General features: G+C 73.2%; 21 protein-coding genes. 11 read left to right on the top strand and 10 right to left on the bottom strand.

Going from position 1 to position 19,732, the window contains the following annotated elements; all coding sequences use genetic code 11:
* Window positions 1-30: 30 nt before the first annotated feature.
* Complete coding sequence (gene chcB, locus ACZ6ZT_RS09815; protein ID WP_469717195.1) at window positions 31-834, bottom strand: 2-cyclohexenylcarbonyl CoA isomerase; 804 nt, start codon at window positions 832-834, stop codon at window positions 31-33.
* Window positions 835-1,166: 332 nt separating this feature from the next.
* Between chcB and ACZ6ZT_RS09810 the strand changes: the two genes are divergently transcribed.
* Window positions 1,167-1,334: a DUF3117 domain-containing protein gene (locus ACZ6ZT_RS09810; protein ID WP_003966491.1), complete on the top strand. Its 168-nt coding sequence runs from the start codon at window positions 1,167-1,169 to the stop codon at window positions 1,332-1,334.
* 121 nt (window positions 1,335-1,455) lie between these two features.
* Here the strand turns inward: ACZ6ZT_RS09810 and ACZ6ZT_RS09805 are convergent, their stop codons facing one another.
* Window positions 1,456-2,118 (bottom strand): O-methyltransferase, encoded by a 663-nt coding sequence (locus ACZ6ZT_RS09805; RefSeq protein WP_030226024.1) that lies wholly within the window; start codon window positions 2,116-2,118, stop codon window positions 1,456-1,458.
* 166 nt (window positions 2,119-2,284) lie between these two features.
* Between ACZ6ZT_RS09805 and sigE the strand changes: the two genes are divergently transcribed.
* The 5 genes from sigE to ACZ6ZT_RS09780 all read left to right on the top strand — a co-directional run bounded on the left by sigE (window position 2,285) and on the right by ACZ6ZT_RS09780 (window position 6,786).
* Window positions 2,285-3,070: an RNA polymerase sigma factor SigE gene (sigE, locus tag ACZ6ZT_RS09800; protein WP_469717193.1), complete on the top strand. Its 786-nt coding sequence runs from the start codon at window positions 2,285-2,287 to the stop codon at window positions 3,068-3,070.
* On the top strand, window positions 3,067-3,723 hold the full coding sequence (locus ACZ6ZT_RS09795) for a zf-HC2 domain-containing protein (RefSeq protein WP_469717191.1): 657 nt from the start codon (window positions 3,067-3,069) through the stop codon (window positions 3,721-3,723). Before sigE ends, ACZ6ZT_RS09795 begins: the two co-directional genes overlap by 4 nt.
* 83 nt (window positions 3,724-3,806) lie before the next feature.
* Window positions 3,807-5,339 carry a S1C family serine protease gene (locus ACZ6ZT_RS09790; protein ID WP_469717189.1) on the top strand — a complete coding sequence of 511 codons (1,533 nt, stop codon included), beginning with the start codon at window positions 3,807-3,809 and terminating at the stop codon, window positions 5,337-5,339.
* 121 nt (window positions 5,340-5,460) lie between these two features.
* Window positions 5,461-5,910: a sec-independent translocase gene (locus ACZ6ZT_RS09785; RefSeq protein WP_469717187.1), complete on the top strand. Its 450-nt coding sequence runs from the start codon at window positions 5,461-5,463 to the stop codon at window positions 5,908-5,910.
* A 114-nt stretch (window positions 5,911-6,024) separates the two neighbouring features.
* Window positions 6,025-6,786, top strand: a complete 762-nt coding sequence (locus ACZ6ZT_RS09780) for a hypothetical protein (protein ID WP_469717185.1) — start codon at window positions 6,025-6,027, stop codon at window positions 6,784-6,786.
* 67 nt (window positions 6,787-6,853) lie between these two features.
* Here the strand turns inward: ACZ6ZT_RS09780 and ACZ6ZT_RS09775 are convergent, their stop codons facing one another.
* From ACZ6ZT_RS09775 to ACZ6ZT_RS09765, 3 genes are all read right to left on the bottom strand, one after another.
* Window positions 6,854-8,023 carry an Mrp/NBP35 family ATP-binding protein gene (locus ACZ6ZT_RS09775; RefSeq protein WP_469717183.1) on the bottom strand — a complete coding sequence of 390 codons (1,170 nt, stop codon included), beginning with the start codon at window positions 8,021-8,023 and terminating at the stop codon, window positions 6,854-6,856.
* A 42-nt stretch (window positions 8,024-8,065) separates the two neighbouring features.
* Window positions 8,066-8,641, bottom strand: coding sequence for a DUF1003 domain-containing protein (locus tag ACZ6ZT_RS09770; RefSeq protein WP_469717321.1), 576 nt, complete (start codon window positions 8,639-8,641; stop codon window positions 8,066-8,068).
* Between the two features lie 97 nt (window positions 8,642-8,738).
* Window positions 8,739-10,010, bottom strand: coding sequence for a magnesium transporter MgtE N-terminal domain-containing protein (locus ACZ6ZT_RS09765; protein WP_469717181.1), 1,272 nt, complete (start codon window positions 10,008-10,010; stop codon window positions 8,739-8,741).
* Between the two features lie 168 nt (window positions 10,011-10,178).
* Between ACZ6ZT_RS09765 and ACZ6ZT_RS09760 the strand changes: the two genes are divergently transcribed.
* Window positions 10,179-11,015 carry a hypothetical protein gene (locus tag ACZ6ZT_RS09760; RefSeq protein ID WP_469717179.1) on the top strand — a complete coding sequence of 279 codons (837 nt, stop codon included), beginning with the start codon at window positions 10,179-10,181 and terminating at the stop codon, window positions 11,013-11,015.
* Between the two features lie 16 nt (window positions 11,016-11,031).
* On the opposite strand, the gene ACZ6ZT_RS09755 is transcribed toward ACZ6ZT_RS09760, so the two are convergent.
* Both ACZ6ZT_RS09755 and ACZ6ZT_RS09750 read right to left on the bottom strand, forming a co-directional pair.
* The gene (locus ACZ6ZT_RS09755) at window positions 11,032-11,544 is read right to left on the bottom strand and encodes a hypothetical protein (protein WP_469717177.1); all 513 of its coding nucleotides are present in this window, start codon (window positions 11,542-11,544) and stop codon (window positions 11,032-11,034) included.
* Between the two features lie 31 nt (window positions 11,545-11,575).
* Window positions 11,576-12,700, bottom strand: coding sequence for a magnesium and cobalt transport protein CorA (locus tag ACZ6ZT_RS09750; protein ID WP_469717176.1), 1,125 nt, complete (start codon window positions 12,698-12,700; stop codon window positions 11,576-11,578).
* A 401-nt stretch (window positions 12,701-13,101) separates the two neighbouring features.
* On the opposite strand from ACZ6ZT_RS09750, the gene ACZ6ZT_RS09745 reads away from it, so the two are divergent.
* From ACZ6ZT_RS09745 to ACZ6ZT_RS09730, 4 genes are all read left to right on the top strand, one after another.
* Window positions 13,102-13,686, top strand: coding sequence for a suppressor of fused domain protein (locus tag ACZ6ZT_RS09745; protein ID WP_469717174.1), 585 nt, complete (start codon window positions 13,102-13,104; stop codon window positions 13,684-13,686).
* A gap of 83 nt (window positions 13,687-13,769) precedes the next feature.
* Entirely contained in the window at window positions 13,770-14,408 is a 639-nt protein-coding gene (locus ACZ6ZT_RS09740) for a DUF6758 family protein (RefSeq protein ID WP_469717172.1), read from the top strand.
* A 110-nt stretch (window positions 14,409-14,518) separates the two neighbouring features.
* On the top strand, window positions 14,519-15,385 hold the full coding sequence (locus ACZ6ZT_RS09735) for a PHP domain-containing protein (RefSeq protein ID WP_469717170.1): 867 nt from the start codon (window positions 14,519-14,521) through the stop codon (window positions 15,383-15,385).
* An 83-nt stretch (window positions 15,386-15,468) separates the two neighbouring features.
* Complete coding sequence (locus tag ACZ6ZT_RS09730; RefSeq protein ID WP_469717168.1) at window positions 15,469-16,074, top strand: MarC family protein; 606 nt, start codon at window positions 15,469-15,471, stop codon at window positions 16,072-16,074.
* 63 nt (window positions 16,075-16,137) lie between these two features.
* Here the strand turns inward: ACZ6ZT_RS09730 and ACZ6ZT_RS09725 are convergent, their stop codons facing one another.
* From ACZ6ZT_RS09725 to ACZ6ZT_RS09715, 3 genes are all read right to left on the bottom strand, one after another.
* Window positions 16,138-16,290: a hypothetical protein gene (locus tag ACZ6ZT_RS09725; RefSeq protein WP_167456791.1), complete on the bottom strand. Its 153-nt coding sequence runs from the start codon at window positions 16,288-16,290 to the stop codon at window positions 16,138-16,140.
* A gap of 95 nt (window positions 16,291-16,385) precedes the next feature.
* Entirely contained in the window at window positions 16,386-17,267 is an 882-nt protein-coding gene (locus ACZ6ZT_RS09720; protein ID WP_469717166.1) for an alpha/beta fold hydrolase, read from the bottom strand.
* A gap of 88 nt (window positions 17,268-17,355) precedes the next feature.
* The gene (locus ACZ6ZT_RS09715; RefSeq protein WP_469717164.1) at window positions 17,356-19,338 is read right to left on the bottom strand and encodes a DEAD/DEAH box helicase; all 1,983 of its coding nucleotides are present in this window, start codon (window positions 19,336-19,338) and stop codon (window positions 17,356-17,358) included.
* Between the last annotated feature and the right edge of the window lie 394 nt (window positions 19,339-19,732).

Genomic DNA, 19,732 nt, shown 5'->3' with positions numbered 1-19,732 from the left:
AGGGGCGTACGAGGGCTGCGGCCCGCGCCGTCAGCGGCCCAGGTAGCGCGGCGGGCGCTTGGCGAGGAAGGACTCCACCGCGATGGCGTGGTCCTCGGAGGCGCCCGCGCGGGCCTGGAGCTCCTCCTCGCGTTCCAGGGCCTCCGGGAGCGAACGGGAGGCCCCGTAGGCCAGGGACTCCTTGAGGGCCGCGTAGGCCACCGTGGGGCCCTCGGCGAGGGTACGGGCCACCGACTCGGCCTCCGCCCGCAGGGACTCGGCGGGCACCAGGCGGTTCGCGATGCCCAGCTCGAACGCCTCGCGGGCCTTCAGCGAGCGGGGGAAGAGCAGCAGGTCGGACGCGCGGGAGGCGCCGATCAGGCGGGGCAGGGTCCAGGAGACGCCGGAGTCGGCGGTCAGCGCCACCCCCGCGAAGGAGGTGTTGAAGGAGGCCGTCTCCGCGACCACGCGGAAGTCCGCCGCCAGCGCGAAGCCGAACCCCGCCCCGGCCGCGACCCCGTTCACCCCCGCGACCACCGGCTTCGGCATCTCGGTGAGCGCCCGGACGATCGGGTTGTAGTGCTCGGCGACGGTGCTCATGGTGAGGGAGGAGCCGTTCTCGCGGTCCGCGGCGAGGTTGCCGACGTGCTCCTTGAGGTCCTGGCCCACGCAGAAGGCCCGGTCGCCGGCCGCCGTCAGCAGGACCGCCCGTACGGCGGAGTCGTCGGCCGCCGCGCGGACCGCGTCGCGCAGGGCGACTTTCGCCTCCGTGTTCATGGCGTTCATCGCGTCGGGCCGGTTGATCGTGATGGTCGCGAGTCCGTCGGTCACTTCGTAGAGCACGCTGTCGGCCATGGCGGGGGTCCCCCTTCGTCGCGGGCTTGGCTACCGGCCGGTACCGGCCGGTCCAAGGGTCAGCATGGCGGACCGGACGGGGGGTGGGTGTGTGATGTGCGTCAAACGAACCGGGGGCCCTGTCCTGGGAGGGGCGGCGAAGTATCGCAGGCGGATCCCCGAAATGAGTGGTTTTGGCCGAGCGCGTTGCGCAAGCGTTCCCACCCGATGTTGGTCATCGGGTCCTGACATGCGGGATAATGGCTGGGAAGCAATGTGTTCGATGCCGGGTACTAGGCGCCTGAACGGGGCCGTCGGCTGACGATGAGCTGGTTTCAGGAAGGGGAACGAGCATGGCGGCCATGAAGCCGCGGACGGGCGACGGCCCGCTCGAGGTCACCAAGGAGGGGCGGGGCATCGTCATGCGCGTACCGCTTGAGGGCGGCGGTCGGCTCGTCGTCGAGCTGACTCCCGACGAAGCGGACGCCCTGGGTGACGCCCTGAAGAAGGTCGTCGGCTGAAGCGTCGGCACCATCTGATCTCTGCACCGCCCCGGCCGCTCCCAGCGCCCGGGGCGGTGTTGCGTCCGGACCGGGGCGCCGCTCGGGCACTGCTTCCCGGACGGCCGGCCGTCCGTACGGACTAGCGGCGGACCGCGCAGAGGAGGCCGTCGCCCACCGGGAGCAGCGCCGCCTCCAGGGCCGGGCTCTCGCGGACGCTGCGCAGCAGTTCGCGGACCCGGATCACCTCCACCGGCTGGGCCGCGGAGTCGACCGTACGGCCGTCGGAGAAGACCCCCTCGAAGCACACCAGGCCGCCGGGTCTGAGCAGGCGCAACGATTCCGCGAGGTAGTCGAGGGACTCGGAGGGGTCCCCGTCGCAGAAGACGAGGTCGTAGCCGCCGTCGGCGAGCCGCGGCAGGACGTCGAGCGCGCGGCCGGGGATGAAGCGGGCGCGGTTGCCCGCGAAGCCCGCCGCGCGGAAGGCCTGCCGGGCGAAGGCCTGCCGGTCCGGCTCGGGATCCACCGTGGTCAGGACCCCGTCGGGGCGCATGCCGTGGAGCAGGTGGATGCCGGAGACCCCGGTCCCGGTGCCGATCTCGGCGACCGCCTTGGCGTCCGCGGTGGCGGCCAGCAGGCGCAGCGCGGCCCCGGTTCCGGGGGACACGGACCGCAGGCCCGCTTCCCTGGACCGGTCGCGGGCCCATCGCAGAGCGTCGTCCTCGGCGACAAACGCGTCGGCGAACGCCCAGCTCGTCTGCCGGTTGCCGCTAATGACCCTCTCCTGTCCCCATAGTTGGCGCAACGGTGACTGTATCCGCTGACGTCGGGAACCCGCAGATGGGACCGGGCGTTGGGAGGGGTGGAGCGGGATAGAGGGGACGGCAGCGGGCAGATCGGCGGCCGGGCACCCGACACCCGTGCAAAGTTACTGCAAAAAGGCTTATCCAGAGCTGACGGGAGGGGTGGCTATGGTAGGGGCTCCGCTGGACACCACCAGAGCCGACAGGGGAGGTGCGGCTGCGCCTGTGGATCGTGGAGGCGTTCTGAGACGTCTCTTCTGGTCGGCTGGTGAGCCGAAATCCGTGACCGACATTGCTGACCGCTTCCACACCGCCCACACCGCGACCGCGACCACCGCGACCTTTGCCGCCGATGCGGGCACTCAGGCGTGGACCCCTCCCACCTGGGAGGAGATCGTCAGCACGCACAGCGCGCGGGTCTACCGTCTCGCCTATCGCCTCACCGGCAACCAGCACGACGCGGAGGACCTGACGCAGGAGGTCTTCGTCCGCGTCTTCCGCTCGCTGTCCACGTACACGCCGGGCACCTTCGAGGGCTGGCTGCACCGCATCACCACCAACCTGTTCCTGGACATGGTGCGCCGCAAGCAGCGGATCCGCTTCGACGCCCTCGGCGACGACGCCGCCGAGCGGCTGCCGAGCCGTGAGCCGTCCCCGCAGCAGGTCCTGCACGACACCCACTTCGACGCGGACGTGCAGCAGGCGCTGGACACCCTCGCGCCCGAGTTCCGCGCCGCGGTGGTGCTGTGCGACATCGAGGGGCTGTCGTACGAGGAGATCGCCGCCACGCTCGGCGTGAAGCTCGGCACCGTCCGCAGCCGCATCCACCGCGGCCGCTCGCACCTGCGCAAGGCGCTCAAGCACCGGTCCCCCGCGGCCCGGGCGGAGCAGCGCGCCCTGGCGGGCGCGTCGGTGGGCGCCCCGGGCGCCGGGGGAGAGGGCGGAGCCGAGTGAGCGGAGTCAGTCCGTCCCCCGCCGAACAACACCTGGGCGACCGGCTCGCCGCCCTGGTGGACGGGGAGCTGAAGCACGACGCGCGCGAGCGGGTACTGGCGCACCTGGCGACCTGCGCCAAGTGCAAGGCCGAGGCCGACGCGCAGCGCCGGCTGAAGACCATGTTCGTGGAGAGCGCTCCCCCGCCGTTGTCGGCGGGGCTGCTGGCGCGCCTCCAGGGGCTGCCGGGTACGGGTCCCGAGGGGCCCGAGGGCCCCTCGGGGCCCCCGGACCGGCCGCCGCTGGGCCGGGGAGCGCCGGGCGCCGATCCGTTCGCTTCGTTCGGTTACGCGGCTCCGGCCGGCCCGCGCGAGGGTTTCCGTATCCATGAGGTGGGCCGTCCCCGGCGCCGTTTCGCCGTGGTCGCGGCGGGAGCGGTGTCGCTGGCGGCGTTCGCGCTCGGGGGGTCGCTGCCGATGGACACCGTCGAGCCGAACGCGCGGGGTGACGCCCCCGCCGCCCGGCCCGGGCCCTCGCTGCCGCTGACCGACGCGGTCGTCCGCGACCGGCTGCCGAGCCCGGGCCGAGTGCCCGCCCTGGGCTCGCCGGGACCGTTCCCTGTGGCCACGCCCTCCGCACCGGCGACCGCCCTGCCGGTCTCGCTCTCCCGCTGACCCGTCCGGGGCCGGCGGGGTCCCCGGAACCGGGGGCCCCACCGGCTCCGTGGGGGTCCGGCACCTGGTTGAATCTGCGGCAGATGCGCCGCCCTGCGGTGCGAGGCCCGCGGGGAGCGTCCATGTCCGACAGTCAGTACAACGGCCCGGCCCCGACCGGGCGGAGCCACCCCGCGACCCCACCGCCCGGCCCCCGGCCGGACCCCGCGCCTGCGCCGACCCCCGAACCCGCGTCCGGGACCGCGCCCAGCCCCGAGCCTGCGTCCGGGGCCGGGACCGCGTCGAGCCCCGCGCCTGCGGTCGGGGCAGCCTCCGCGCTCCCGCCGGGCGTAGAGCCCGGGGCTGCGGAGCCCGGGGCCGCGGAGCCCGGGGCCGCGTCGAGCCCCGAGTACGGGACCGCGACGGACGCCGGGCCCGGGGTCGGGCTGTCGGGGGACAGTGGGGGCGGGGTGCGGTACGACCCCTGGGCGGAGCAGCCGCTCCAGGTGGTGGATCACGGGCCGGCGCGCCGCACTCCCGGGCTGCTGCGGGTGGTGCTGTTCGCCGTCCTGATCGCCCTGACCGCCGGAGGCGTCGGCGGCTACCTCGGCATCCTCGCCGAACGGCGCACCAACACCCGCCTGGAGCTCCCGCAGGCCGCCGTGGACGGCAAGGGCCGGGCGCCCGAGAGCGTGGCGGGCATCGCCGCCACCGCGCTGCCCGGCGTGGTCACCCTGCACGTCAACGGCAACGCCGGCGGCGGCACCGGAACCGGCTTCGTCCTGGACGACCAGGGCCACATCCTGACGAACAACCACGTCGTCGCCGACGCCAAGGACATAACGGTCACCTTCAGCACCGGCGAGAGCGTCCCCGCCGAGCTCGTCGGCCGCGACGGCGGCTACGACCTCGCGGTCGTCAAGGTCACCGGCGTCCGCGGCCTGCGCCCCCTGGCCCTCGGCAACTCCGAGAACGTCCGCGTCGGCGACCCGGTGGTGGCCATCGGCGCCCCCTTCGACCTGTCCAACACCGTCACGTCGGGCATCATCAGCGCCACCGGCCGCCCCATCACGGCGGGCGGCGACAAGGGCGACGGCAGCGACATCAGCTACGTCGACGCCCTCCAGACCGACGCCCCCATCAACCCCGGCAACTCCGGCGGCCCGCTCCTGGACTCCCGCGCCCACGTCATCGGCATCAACAGCGCCATCCGCGGCGCCGACAAGGGCGACGGCGAAGGCGACTCCACCCGCCAGAGCGGCAGCATCGGCCTCGGCTTCGCCATCCCGGTCAACCAGGGCAAGCGCGTCGCCGAGGAGCTCATCCGCACCGGCCGCGCCACCCACCCCGTCATCGGCGTCACCCTCGACATGCACTACACCGGCGACGGCGCCCGCGTGGACGCCAAGGGCGAGGACGGCAAGCCCTCCGTCGTCGCCGACGGCCCCGGCGCACGGGCCGGGATCAAGGCCGGGGACGTGATCACCAAGGTCGACGGCGTACGCGTGCACGGCGGCGACGAGCTGATCATCAAGATCCGCGCCCACCGCCCGGGCGACCGCCTCACCCTGACCGCGCTGCGCGACGGCCGGGAGCGCACCCTGGAGGTGGTGCTCGGCTCGGCGAGCGGTTCCTGACCCGAATACCGCATGACGCCCGGGTGAATCAGGGAAGAGGTCCGCACCGGCGTAGGAGCGCGCAAGGAACGCCGGGTACCGTTGTCCGGGCCGGACGTGGAGAGAGCCGAGGAGCGGCAAGGTGTTCAACGACATAGGCGCACTCGAACTGGTCACGATCGTGGTGCTCGCCATCCTCATCTTCGGCCCGGACAAGCTGCCGAAGGTGATCCAGGACGTCTCCGGCATGATCCGGAAGATCCGCTCGTTCTCCGACAGCGCCAAGCAGGACATCCGCTCCGAACTCGGCCCCGAGTTCAAGGACTTCGAGTTCGAGGACCTCAATCCGAAGAACTTCATCCGCAAGCAGCTGACCGAGAACGAGGACCTCAGGGAGATCCGCAGCAGCTTCGACCTCCGCAAGGAGCTGAACGACGTCACCGACGCGGTCAACAGCAAGGAGGCCGCGTCCGCTCCGGCCGCCCCCGCCGCGGCCGCCACGCCCGCCGCGACCGGCGGCCCCGATCTGCTGAAGAAGCCCGCCGCCCCGGCCCCGGAGCAGCGCACGCCCTTCGACGCCGACGCCACCTGAGCCGCCGCCTGACCGGCGAGCCGGGGGTCGGATGGCTATCCTCCATCTGTCCGGAACCAGGACGCCCGAGGGGGGCCGGAGGTTCCGGACCCGACGGAACGAGAGGCCGCCCAGATGGAGACGACGCGTAGCAGCCGGGTGGGCGTGCAGCCCGCTGAAGCCCTTGACGCGCCCCCGCAGACCGAGCAGCAGCCGCCCGAGCCCGCCGCCGAGCCCGGCCGGGAGCAGGCCCAGGAGCCCGCTCCGGAGCCGGCCCACGAGGCCGGCGCGCCCGTTCCGGCGGCCCGCCGGACGGCGGACGGGTACCTGAAGGCGGACTTCCCCTGGTACGGGCTGGACGCGGCCTTCACCGGCCCCCGCTGGCTCATGCAGGTCGCCGCCGGCGCCGACGGCACCGTGGAGCACGGCTCGACCGGCCACGGCGACGAGCCGTCCGTCCGCGGGGAGATCGCGACGGGCGAGAAGGAACGCTTCGCGGTGGTGATCACGGTGGCCAGCAACCCGCTGCGCCGCAGCGGCGACGGCACCGGCGTCCTGGAGGCCACCTCGGTCTCCTCGGCGGCCTGGCTGGCCGGCTCCGGCCTGCTGGCCCACACCTGGCCGCAGCAGATGGACCACACCCTGCGCGACGACTGGCTGGAGCAGCAGACCGAAGCCGCCTGGGAGCTCGCCGACGACCTCGCGGGGCCCGACTGGTCGACGCTGTCCCTGCCGGTGGACGGGGAGCCGACGCCGTTCCACTACCGCGAGTCGGAGTTCGGCTGGGTGCTGGCCGGCTCCACCGGGAGCGGGGTCCACCTGGGCGCGTACGGGCGCGGGATGAGCGCGTACGGGCTGGGCTTCTCGGCGATCCCGGACCTCGGCGCGTACGAGTAGCCGCGCGGGCGCCCGCGTACGGGAAAGGGCACCGCCGGCTGGCGGTGCCCTTCGCGGTGGAGCGGTGTCAGAACTTGTTGCGCGGGGTGATGCCCAGCGACATGCCCGACAGGCCGCGGGAGCGCCCGCCCAGCTTCCCCGCGATCGCGCGCAGCGCCGCACCGGCCGGCGAGTCGGGGTCCGAGAGGACCACCGGGCGGCCGTCGTCGCCGCCCTCGCGCAGCCGTACGTCGATCGGGATGGTGCCGAGCACCGGCACGGACGCGCCGACCGTCTTGGTCAGGCCGTCGGCGACCTTCTGGCCGCCGCCCGAGCCGAAGACGTCCAGCATCTCGTCGCAGTGCGGGCACGGCAGGCCCGACATGTTCTCGACGACGCCGACGATCTTCTGGTGGGTCTGCACGGCGATCGAGCCGGCCCGCTCGGCGACCTCGGCGGCCGCCTGCTGCGGGGTGGTCACGACGAGGATCTCGGCGTTCGGCACCAGCTGCGCCACGGAGATCGCGATGTCGCCCGTACCCGGCGGCAGGTCCAGCAGCAGCACGTCCAGGTCGCCCCAGAAGACGTCCGCGAGGAACTGCTGGAGCGCGCGGTGCAGCATCGGGCCGCGCCACACGACCGGCGCGTTGCCCGGGGTGAACATGCCGATCGAGATGACCTTCACGCCGTGCGCCGACGGCGGCATGATCATGTTCTCGACCTGGGTGGGACGGCCCTCGACGCCGAGCATGCGCGGCACGCTGTGGCCGTAGATGTCCGCGTCGACCACGCCGACCTTCAGGCCGTCGGCCGCCATCGCCGCGGCGAGGTTGACCGTGACGGAGGACTTGCCGACACCGCCCTTGCCGGAGGCGACCGCGTACACCCGGGTCAGGGAGCCGGGCTTGGCGAAGGGGACCTCGCGCTCGGCGGTGCCGCCGCGCAGCGTGGCCGCCAGGTCCTTGCGCTGCTCGTCGCTCATCACGTCGAGGGTGACGGCGACGGAGGTTACGCCCGCGACCTTCTCGACGGCCTCGGTGACGTTCTTGGTGATGGTCTCGCGCATGGGGCAGCCCGACACCGTGAGGAAGACCGTGACGGCGACGGCGCCGCCCTCGCCGATCTCCACCGATTTGACCATGCCGAGCTCGGTGATCGGCCGGTGGATCTCGGGGTCGTTCACCGTCGACAGCGCGTCCAGGATCGCGTCCTGCTCGGGCGCGGCGGCGTCGGCGGCGGAGCTTGTGTCGGTAGCCATGCCCCGATGGTACGGCGCGGTGGCGCGGCTCGGGAAAGCCCGTCAGCGGTCGCCTTCGTCACTTTCGTCGGAGAACAGCCGCCGCTCCTCCATCTCCTTGATCAGGTCCTGGAACTCCGACCTGATCCAGTCGCGGGTGGCCACCTCGCCCAGGCCCATCCGCAGCGCCGCGATCTCCCGCGTCAGGTACTCGGTGTCCGCGATGGACCGCTCGTTCTGCTTGCGGTCCTGCTCGTGGGTGACGCGGTCGCGGTCGTCCTGCCGGTTCTGCGCGAGCAGGATCAACGGGGCGGCGTAGGACGCCTGGAGGGACAGCATCAGCGTCAGGAAGATGAAGGGGTACTGGTCGAAGCGCAGGTGGTCGGGGGCGAAGATGTTCCACAGCACCCACAGGACGATGACCAGCGTCATCCAGACGATGAACCGGCCGGTGCCGAGGAAGCGGGCGACCCGCTCCGACAGCCGGCCGAAGGCCTCCGGGTCGTACTCGGGCAGCAGCTTGCGGCGGGCCGGCCGCGGCTGGTCCAGCCGTACGCGCGGCCGCGCGAGCGCGCTCGCGCCAGTGGCCGCGCCGGCCTTGGCCCGCTCGGCGGGACGTTCCGGCCGCTCGTGGCGCAGCCGCTCCGCCGCCTCCTCCAGCCGGTCCGAGAGCCCCTCGCGGGCCTGGTCGCGCCGCTCACGGCGCCGTTCGCGCGCCGCGTCCCCGCGGCCCCGCTCAGTGGCCACGCACGGCCTCCTCGGAATGGAAGTCCGTCTCCCGCCAGTCGTCCGGCAGCAGGTGGTCCAGTACGTCGTCGACGGTGACCGCGCCCAGCAGCGAGCCGCTCTCGTCGACGACGGGCGCCGCCACCATGTTGTACGCGGCCAGGTAGCTGGTCACCGCCGGCAGCGAGGCGTCCGGCCGCAGCGGCGGCAGGTCCGCGTCCACCAGCGAGCTGACCAGGGTGAACGGGGGGTCCCGCAGCAGCCGCTGGAAGTGCACCGTCCCCAGGTACTTGCCGGTCGGCGTCTCGTCCGGCGGCCGGCACACGTACACCTGCGCCGCCAGCGCCGGGGACAGGTCCGACTTGCGTACGCGGGCCAGCGCGTCGGCGACCGTGGCGTCCGGGCGCAGCACGATCGGCTCGGTGGTCATCAGGCCGCCCGCGGTGTTCTCCTCGTACGACAGCAGGCGCCGCACGTCGGCCGCGTCGTCGGGCTGCATCAGCGTGAGCAGCCGCTCCTTCTCCTCCTCCGGCAGCTCGGAGAGCAGGTCGGCCGCGTCGTCGGGGTCCATCGCCTCCAGGACGTCGGCGGCGCGCTCCTCCTTCAGCTTGCCGAGGATCTCCACCTGGTCGTCCTCGGGCAGCTCCTCCAGCACGTCCGCGAGGCGGTCGTCGTCGAGGGCGTTGGCCACCTCGGCGCGCCGCTTGGGCGTCAGGTGGTGCAGCACGTTGGCGAGGTCGGCCGGGCGCATCGTCTCGAAGGTGGCGACCAGGTTCTCGGCGCCCTGCCCGTGCTCCTCCAGCGAGAACCCGGTCACCGCCGACCACTCGACGGTCAGGGTCTCGCCCCGGCGGCGCAGCGCGCCCCCCTTGCCCTTGCGTACGAAGATCCGGTCGATCTCCCAGTCGCGGCGGGCCGGGAGCTGCTGGATGGCCACGTCCAGGACGGTGACCACCTCGCCGGTGGCGACGAGCGTCACCCGGCGGTCCAGCAGTTCGCCGAGGACCAGCCGTTCGGTGGGGCGCTGTTCGAAGCGCCGCATGTTGACGACACCGGTGGTGATGACCTGTCCGGACTCCACGCCCGTCACCCGGGTCATCGGCAGGAAGATCCGGCGGCGGCTGACCACCTCGACCACCAGGCCCAGCAGCCGGGGCGGGCGGCCGCCCACGCGCAGCATGGCGACGAGATCGCGGACCCGGCCGACCTGGTCGCCGCCGGGGTCGAAGACGGGCACACCCGACAGATGCGAGACGAAGATCCGCGGGGCGCCTGCAGCCATCCGAGCGCCTCCTAGAGCGTCCATCACCAGTCCTGCCGTGCCTCAGGCTAGCCCGTGCCACGGGAAACCGTCCTGGTGGGGGCCTCCTCCCGGGGGTCCCGCGGGGGCCCGTCCGGGGGCGGGTACGCTGCCTGCTGCCCGCAGACGTCCGAGGAGAGGCACCTGCCCGTGACCGCCTACACCCCTGCCGCACGGCTGCGCCGGGCCGCCTTCATCGGTGTCCTGTGCGCGGGCCTCACCGTGACCGCGACGGGTTGCGGGGGCACTGCGGAGGACCCCGACAAGGGGACGAACGGGGTCGGCAAGCTCGGCGCGGACAAGATCGAGGACCAGGCGAAGGCGGCCGCGACGGCGGCGGGCTCGGTGCACCTGTCGGGCACCCTGGTCACCGGCGGCACGACCTTCACCCTCGACATGCGGCTGAAGGCGGACGGCGGCTCCGGCGAGGTGAAGTCCCCGAGCGACACCTTCCAGCTGCTGCGGGTCGGCGAAGCGCTGTACCTGAAGGCCGGCGCGGCCTTCTGGGGGAAGTCGGACTCGGCGGGCAAGCTCGGCGGCAAGTACGTGAAGGTCCCCGAGAACGACCCCTCGTACAAGCAGTTCCGCGGGTTCACCGACATGCACGTCCTGCTCGACGGGCTGCTCGGGCTCCAGGGCAAGCTGACCAAGGGCGCCTACACCACCGTCGGGCACGTGCGCGCGGTGCCGGTCTCGGCGGACGCGGGCAAGAGCGGCAAGCTGACGGTGTCCCTGGAGGGGACCCCGTACCCGCTGCTGATGGAACGCGCGGGCGGCGCCGGCCGGGTGGAGCTCTCCGAATGGGGCAGGCCCTTCCCGCTGGAGGCGCCCGCGGAGGACCAGACGGTGGACTACGGCTCCCAGCTGCCGACCACCAAGGACGGCAAGGACACGGGCACCGGTACGGGTACGGGCTCGGGCGGGCCGGCCCCGGCGAAGACCGGGGGCTCCGGCTCCGGCCAGGGCGCCGACCCGGGCAGCGGCTGACCCGCCCGGCCCCCGCCTACCCCTTGCTCTTCTTCCGCTTCAGCAGCAGCTTCGGCAGACCCGCCGGGACGGCCCTGCGGGTGATCGCGGGGGAGGGCAGCGGAGCCGCGGCCAGCGAACCGCCGGGCAGCTCACCGGCCACCGCGACGGGCTCCAGGCGCAGCAGCCGGCACTCGCGGGCCCAGCGCTCGGTCATCCGCTCCGAGTCGGGCGCGTTCAGCCGCTTGCCCTTGAGCTCGGCGACGGCGGCCTCCCACGACCGGCTGCCGGGCACGAGTTCGCGTACGGCCGCCGTCCAGGCGACGAGCCGGCCGCCCTTGTCCTTGCTGCGCACGGTCACCTCGGCGGCGCCGCCGTCGGTGAGGCCGGGGAACGGCTGCTCACCGGGCCCGTCCCCGAGCACGTGCGCCGCACCGTCCACCCAGGCGTGCCACAGGGCCCGGTCGGCGCCCGCGCCGCGGACCCAGATCAGGCCGGACTTCTTGGAGGCCTCCTCGACGAGGGCCAGATCGAGCGTGCTGAGAGTCATGCCGACAGGTTAGGGGCTCCGGCCCCGGCGGCTACAGCCAGCCGTTGCGCCGGAGCGTCCGGTGGATGACGAAGCAGCTGCCCACGATCGCGGCCATCACCACCGGGTAGCCGTAGCGCCAGTGCAGCTCGGGCATGTGGTCGAAGTTCATCCCGTACACCCCGCAGATCATCGTCGGCACGGCGATGATCGCGGCCCACGAGGTGATCTTGCGCATGTCCTCGTTCTGGGCGACGGAGGCCTGCGCCAGATTGGCCTGGAGGATCGAGTTCAGCAGCTCGTCGAAGCCGACGACCTGCTCGTGGACGCGCGCCAGGTGGTCGGCCACGTCGCGGAAGTACTTCTGGATGTCCGGGTCGACCAGCCGCATGGGCCGCTCGCTGAGCAGCTCCATCGGCCGCAGCAACGGGGCGACCGCCCGCTTGAACTCCAGCACCTCGCGCTTGAGCTGGTAGATCCGGCCCGCGTCGCCGCCCCGGGCGACGCCCTTGGCGGGAGCGGCGAACACCGCGCTCTCCACCTCGTCGATGTCGTCCTGGACGGCGGCGGCCACCGCGATGTAGCCGTCGACGACGTGGTCGGCGAGGGAGTGCAGGACGGCGGAGGGGCCGCGCGAGAGCAGTTCGGGATCGTCCTGGAGGCGGTGGCGCAGGCTCCGCAGCGAGCCCTGGCCGCCGTGCCGGACGGTGATGACGAAGTCGGGACCGGTGAAGCACATCACCTCGCCGGTCTCCACGACCTCGCTGGTCGCGGTGAGTTCGGCGTGCTCCACGTAGTGGATCGTCTTGAAGACGGTGAACAGCGTGTCGTCGTAGCGCTCCAGCTTCGGCCGCTGGTGCGCGTGCACCGCGTCCTCCACGGCCAGCGGGTGCAGCCCGAACTCGGCGGCGATCCCCGCGAACTCCGCCCCGGTCGGCTCGTGCAGGCCGATCCAGGCGAAGCCGCCGTCCTGACGAACCCGGCGCATCGCCTCACGCGGGGTCAGACAGCCGCGTCCCGAGGCCCGGGCGTCGCGCCGGCCGTCGCGGTACACGGCGCAGTCGACCACCGCGCTGCTCGCGGACGGGTCACGGGTGGTGTCGTAGCCGGGCTGCACGGGCGTGGAGCGGCGCAGGGCCGGGCGGACGGCGGCACGGAGGTAGGGCAGCATCGACATGGCAGGCTCCTTCGCGCGTACGGCTGCGGACCGTACGGGTGGGAGGCCCTCCGGGAGCGGGGGCGGGCAGGCCCGGGCAGGGGGAGGGAAAAGGACGGGAGGACGAAGTTCTGCCGTCGCCCTTCTGCTGATCGGAAGATCAAAGGGGGCGCGGAACGCCCTGCACAGAAGCGGAAGAGCGATCGGTACTGCACGATCGACTTCGATCCATCGCAGCCCCACCTCCTCCGGCCGGTCCCCCGTGGGGGACGTCCTGTCGCCGGAGCGCTGAAACATCTCCCCCAGCCACCGCTGGGAGGGACCCCTGCTGCGTGTCACCCCGACCAGCTGTCAACACTATCAGCCGACGGATGGTCAAGACCCGCCCTTTACCCGGCTGATAGGAGTTCTATGCTCACTTCATGGCAGAAATTCTGGCCCTCGTCGAGGCCCGGCTGCGCGGTGCGTTCGGTGACCCCGACGCCCGTGCCGCCGTCACCTTCCTGGGCACCGACCGCATCGAGGTACTCCGTTTCGCCGAGGGCGACCTCGTCCGTTACGCCACCCTCGGGATGTCCGCGCACCCGATGACCGACCCGACCGCCGTGGTCGCCGACCCGGTGCGCGGCCCGCGCGCCGAGCTGGTGCTCACCGTACGGGCGGGTCTCGCGCCGACCGACAAGCTGCTGCGGCCGCTCGCGGTGCTGGCGGCCTCGCCGATGGTGGAGGGGCTGATCGTGGCCCCGGGCGCCTCCCTCGACGTGGGCGAACCGCTGTGGGACCAGGCGCCGTTCAGCTCGGTCCTCGTCGCCGAGCCGGGGGGCCTCGTCGAAGACCTGGAACTGGACGAGCCGATGGACCTTGTCCGCTTCCTGCCCCTCCTGCCCATGACGGCGAACGAGGCCGCCTGGAAGCGGGTGCACGGCGCGGCGGCCCTCCAGGAACGCTGGCTCGCCCGGGGTACCGATCTGCGTGATCCCCTGCGTACGGCCGTCGCGCTGGACTGAGCGGCGCGCCCGCGGGTACGGATGACATCCGGACGGGTGATCGTGCCTTGACGGGGCGCCGGGCGGGGAGGAGCGTGCTTCCTATGAGGGGCGAACCGAGTTGCCCGAAGTGCGGTGGCCGGGTGCGGGCGCCCGGTCTTTTCGGCGACTCCTGGCAGTGCGCGATCCACGGCGCCGTGCATCCGCTGCAACCCGTCATCCCGCCCAGCGTCGAGGGCCTCAGCGTGGTGGTGAACCGGGCGCGGGTGCCCGTGTGGATGCCGTGGCCGCTGCCGGTGGGCTGGCTGTTCACCGGCGTCGCCTCCGCCGGGGACGACCGCAGCGGGGGCCGCGCCACCGCCGTGGCCTGTTCGGGCCCCGGGCCGCTGGGCGGACTCGGCGAGCTCCTGCTGGTCGCCGAGGAACTCGGCGTCGGCCTCGGCTCCCGCTTCGCGGGCATCGACGCCCCCGACCCGGGCTCCTACATCGACGTCTCCGCCCCGCCGCACGCCAAGGTCGTCGCCGCAGGGCGGCCGACGCCGCTGTGGCACGTCAGCGGGGTGCCGGACGACCGGGCCGTGTTCGCGGGCGAGGCGCGCGGGCTGTGGCTGTGGGCCATCGTCTGGCCGGAGCAGTCCGGACTCCTGATGTACGACGAACTCGTCCTCACCGACCTCCGCGACGCGGGCTCCGAAGTCGAACTCCTGCCCTGCGGCGCCCTGACGCCGCGCATCCTGTCCTAGGCCGCCGGCCGCCGGCCGCCGGGCGGGGCCGCCGGGCGTGGCCGGGGGCGGCCGACGGGTGGGTATCCTGGAGTGTCCCCCTCGTCCGTTCGAAATCCTGGAGCCCGGCTGTGCGCATCGACCTGCACACCCACTCCACGGCTTCCGACGGCACCGACACCCCCGCCGAACTGGTACGGGGCGCCGCCCGCGCGGGGCTGGACGTGATCGCGCTGACCGACCACGACACCGTCGGGGGACACGCCGAGGCCATCGCCGCGCTCCCGGCCGGGCTCACGCTCGTGACCGGCGCCGAATTGTCCTGCCGCCTCGACGGCATCGGCATGCACATGCTCGCGTACCTCTTCGACCCGGAGGAGCCCGAGCTTTCCCGCGAGCGGGAACTCGTACGCGACGACCGCACCCCGCGCGCCCGGGCCATGGTCGCCAAGCTGCGCGCGCTCGGCGTGGACGTCACCTGGGAGCAGGTGGCCCGGATCGCCGGGGACGGCTCCGTGGGGCGCCCGCACATCGCCACCGCCATGGTCGAGCTGGGCGTCGTACCGACCGTGTCGGACGCCTTCACCGCGGACTGGCTCGCCGACGGCGGCCGCGCGTACGCCGAGAAGCACGAGCTCGACCCCTTCGATGCCATCCGCCTGGTCAAGGCGGCCGGCGGGGTCACCGTCTTCGCGCACCCCGCCGCCGTCAAGCGCGGCGCGTGCGTGCCCGAGAGCGCCATAGCCGCGCTCGCGGCCGCTGGTCTGGACGGTATCGAGGTGGACCACATGGACCACGACGCCGCCACCCGGGCGCGTCTGCGCGGCCTGGCCGCGGACCTCGGTCTGCTGACGACCGGCTCCAGCGACTACCACGGCAGCCGCAAGACCTGCCGCCTCGGGGAGTACACCACCGACCCCGAGATCTACGGCGAGATCACCCGCCGCGCCACCGGGGCCTTCCCCGTCCCCGGCGCCGGTGGAGACGCCCGCGCCTGAGGCGCCACGCCCGGGGCGCCGCGCCGCGTCGTTCGGGTCCCTTCCCCCCTTTTCGTCACACCCCTCACCTGCAAGGCATCACTGTGTTCGACTTCGCCGTCTTCGGATCCCTTTTTCTCACGCTTTTTGTGATTATGGACCCCCCGGGGATCACGCCGATCTTCCTCGCCCTGACCTCCGGGCGCCCCGCCAAGGTGCAGCGCCGCATGGCCTGGCAGGCGGTGTGCGTGGCTTTCGGCGTCATCGCCGTCTTCGGCATCTGCGGCCAGCAGATCCTGGACTACCTGCACGTCTCCATCCCGGCGCTGATGATCGCGGGCGGTCTGCTGCTCCTGCTCATCGCGCTGGACCTGCTCACCGGCAAGACGGACGAGCCCAAGCAGACCAAGGACGTCAACGTCGCCCTCGTCCCGCTGGGCATGCCCCTGCTGGCCGGGCCCGGCGCGATCGTGTCCGTGATCCTCGCCGTGCAGAAGGCCGACGGCTTCACCGGCCAGGTCTCCGTGTGGTGCGCGATCATCGCCATGCACCTGGTGCTGTGGCTGACCATGCGCTACTCGCTGGTGATCATCCGGGTCATCAAGGACGGCGGCGTCGTCCTCGTCACCCGCCTGGCCGGCATGATGCTGTCGGCCATCGCCGTCCAGCAGATCATCAACGGCGTGCTCCAGGTCGTCCGCGGCGCCTGAGGCCGCCCGCGCACACGAACGCCCCCGCACCGTCGTCGGTGCGGGGGCGTTTTCGCGAAAGCATCAGGAGGACGCCGTCTCGGCCGGCCGGATGAGGATGCGCTGGCCCACCGCGGCGGCCTGCTGCACGATCCGGTTGACGGAGGCCGCGTCCACGACGGTGCTGTCCACGGCGGACCCGTCGACGTCGTTCAGGCGCAGAATCTCGAAGCGCATCGCTTCTCCCTTCGTCGGTGTTCTCCTTGCAGAGTGTTCAACGGAGGGCCTGCATGAAACATTCCCTACGCTAAGGAAATTTTTTCATAAGCTAACTACCGGCCGCTCGAAGAACGCCAGAAGTCCGCTAGAGCACCCGCCGTGACCTGCGGATTCTCCGCATTGGGGGAGTGTTCCGCGCCCTCCACCCGCACCCGCGAAGCGCCCAGCCGCACGGCCATCTCGTCCATCTCGGGCACCGGCCACGCGTAGTCGACCGTCCCCGACAGCACCAGCTTCGGCAGCGGCGCCGCCGCCAGCTCCGCCACCCGGTCCGGCTCCCCGATCAGCACCCGCCCGGTCGCGATCAGCTGCTCCGGTACGGTGCCCAGCCAGCGCGTCCGCAGGAACTCCGCCAGCTCGGGCGTGTCCGCCGCCGACTCCTCGGGGTCGGTGGGGTCCTCGGCCCGCATCGCCGCCCAGACCGCCGCCATGCTTTCGGCGGGCGGCAGCTCGCGCAGCCCCTCCAGTGCCGCGACCAGCAGCTTCGTGCGCGCCCGCTGCTCCTCGGCGATGGCGCCCGGCCCGCTGCTCATCAGGGTGAGGGAGGCGAAGGGAGCCGGGTCGCGCAGCACCGCCGCGCGGGCGACGAGCCCCCCGAGGGAGTGCCCGACCAGGTGCACCGGGCCCGCACCGAGCGCGGCGGCCTGCGCCAGCACGTCGTGGCCGAGTTCCTCCAGCGCGTACGCGGACTCCTCGCGCGGGCCGGGGCTCTCGTGCTGGCCGCGCCCGTCGACGGCGACCACCCGGTAGCCGGCCGCGGCGAGCGGCTCCAGCAGGCCGATGAAGTCCTCCTTGCTGCCGGTGTACCCGGGGACCAGCAGGGCGGTGCCGCGCACGGGCCCGCCCGCCTCGTGCACGGCGAAGTCACCCCGCGCGGTGCTCAGGCGGTACGCGCGGGCGGCGGGCGGCAGGGTCAGGCGCGGCGGCTTGCTCATGGCCCGAGGTTACCGGCCCGTACGCCCCGGGTACGAGAACGGCCCCGGCCCCCTCGCAAGGGGACCGGGGCCGTTCTCGTACGGGGTGCTACGCCTCCGGCGCGGCCTCGGCGGCCTTGCGGGTCCGGGTGCGCTTCGGCTTGGCCGCAGCGGCCTCGGCGGCGGCGGGCGCCTCGGCGGCGGGGGCCTCGACGGCCTTCCGCGTCCGGGTGCGCTTCGGCTTGACCGGCGCCTCCTCGGCCACGGCGGCGGCCGGAGCGGCGGCGGTGGCCGCCACGGCCTTGCGGGGCCGGGTGGTGGTGCGGCGGGCCTTGACGGGCTCGACCATCGGGGCCATCTGGAAGTCCGGCTCGTCCACGGCGGGCGCGGCGACCTTGCGGGGACGACGCACCTTGACCGGCGCCTCCTCCACCACGGCGGCGGCCTCGGCGACCGGCGCGACGGCGGCGGGCGCCTCGGCGGCCTTGCGGGTCCGGGTACGGCGGGCCTTGACCGGCGCCTCCTCGGCCACGGCCGGAGCCGGGACCTCGACGACCGCCGGAGCGGCCGGAGCCTCGACCACGGCCGGGGCCACGGCGGCTTCGGCCACGGCGGCCTCGGCTGCCACGGCCGCGGCGGCCTGGGCGCCCACCCGGGTGCGGCGGCGGCGCGGACGGCGCGCCTCCTCGCCCGCCGGAGCGGCACCGGGGACCTCGGCGGCCGGAGCCGCCGGGGCGGCGGACGCGTCCTCGGCGCCCAGCTCCGAACCACCACGGGTACGGCGGCGCTGACGCGGCGTCCCGGTGCGCGCGGGGCGCTCCTCGGTGACCACGGCGGCGGCGGCCGGACCGCGGCCGCCACGGCCACCGCGCCCGCCGGTCTCGCCCAGGTCCTCCACGTCCTCGGCCTTCAGGCCGGCCCGCGTGCGCTCGGCGCGCGGCAGGATGCCCTTGGTGCCGGCCGGGATGTTCATTTCCTCGTACAGGTGCGGGGACGTGGAGTACGTCTCGACCGGGTCGTGGAAGTCCAGCTCCAGCGCCTTGTTGATCAGCTGCCAGCGCGGGATGTCGTCCCAGTCGACCAGGGTGACGGCGATGCCCTTGTTGCCCGCGCGGCCGGTGCGGCCCACGCGGTGCAGGAAGGTCTTCTCGTCCTCCGGCGCCTGGTAGTTGATGACGTGCGTCACGCCCTCGACGTCGATGCCGCGCGCGGCGACGTCGGTGCACACCAGCACGTCGACCTTGCCGTTGCGGAACGCGCGCAGCGCCTGCTCACGGGCGCCCTGGCCGAGGTCGCCGTGGACGGCGCCGGAGGCGAAGCCGCGCTTCTCCAGCTGCTCGGCGATGTCGGCCGCCGTGCGCTTGGTGCGGCAGAAGATCATGGCGAGGCCACGGCCCTCGGCCTGGAGGATGCGGGAGACCAGCTCCGGCTTGTCCATGTTGTGCGCACGGAAGACGTGCTGCTTGATGTTCGCGACGGTCACGCCCTCGCCCTCGGGAGAGGTGGCGCGGATGTGCGTCGGCTGCGTCATGTACCGGCGGGCCAGTCCGATGACGGCGCCCGGCATGGTCGCCGAGAACAGCATCGTCTGGCGCTTCGCGGGCAGGTAGTTCATGATCTTCTCGACGTCGGGCAGGAAGCCCAGGTCGAGCATCTCGTCGGCCTCGTCGAGGACGAGGGCCTTGACGCGGGAGAGGTCGAGCTTCTTCTGCCCGGCCAGGTCCAGCAGGCGGCCCGGGGTGCCGACGATCACGTCGACGCCCTTCTTGAGCGCCTCGACCTGGGGCTCGTACGCGCGGCCGCCGTATATGGCGAGGACGCGGACGTTGCGGACCTTGCCCGCGGTCAGGAGGTCGTTGGTGACCTGGGTGCACAGCTCGCGGGTCGGAACCACCACGAGGGCCTGCGGGGCGTCGGTCAGCTGCGCGGGCGTGGCCCGGCCGGCCTCGACGTCCGCGGGGACGACGACCCGCTCCAGCAGGGGGAGGCCGAAGCCCAGCGTCTTGCCGGTGCCGGTCTTGGCCTGGCCGATGACGTCCGTGCCGGAAAGGGCGACGGGGAGGGTCATCTCCTGGATCGGGAAGGGGGACACGATGCCGACGGCTTCCAGAGCCTCGGCCGTCTCGGGAAAGATCCCGAGGTCACGGAACGTAGTCAGGGTGCTGCCTCTTCTGTGAGACGCGGCGCGAGGCGGCGAGGGGGGTCGTACCGTGCCGGGCTTGCAGTAACGCCCACCCACGTTCGGGCGGGCCGTACAAAGCTGCGCGGGACCACTAGCCTTCGCTCAAGCGCTTCTGCCGCTGAGGGGGCCCCTCGTGCGGAGGCGGTACGCATGGACGTACGCACCGCACCGAGGGCGGTCGGGGTGGAGCCGATCGGGCCACCGACCGGGCATCCTCATTCGGATGGCCCGCCGAGTATCCGGCAGGCGCATTACCACTGTACCCCGGAATCGCGCAGGTGTGTCGGGTGAATTCACCGGGTAG

The organism is Streptomyces sp. NPDC102258, assembly GCF_055584685.1.
This window is presented reverse-complemented; position numbering and strand designations above follow the sequence as displayed.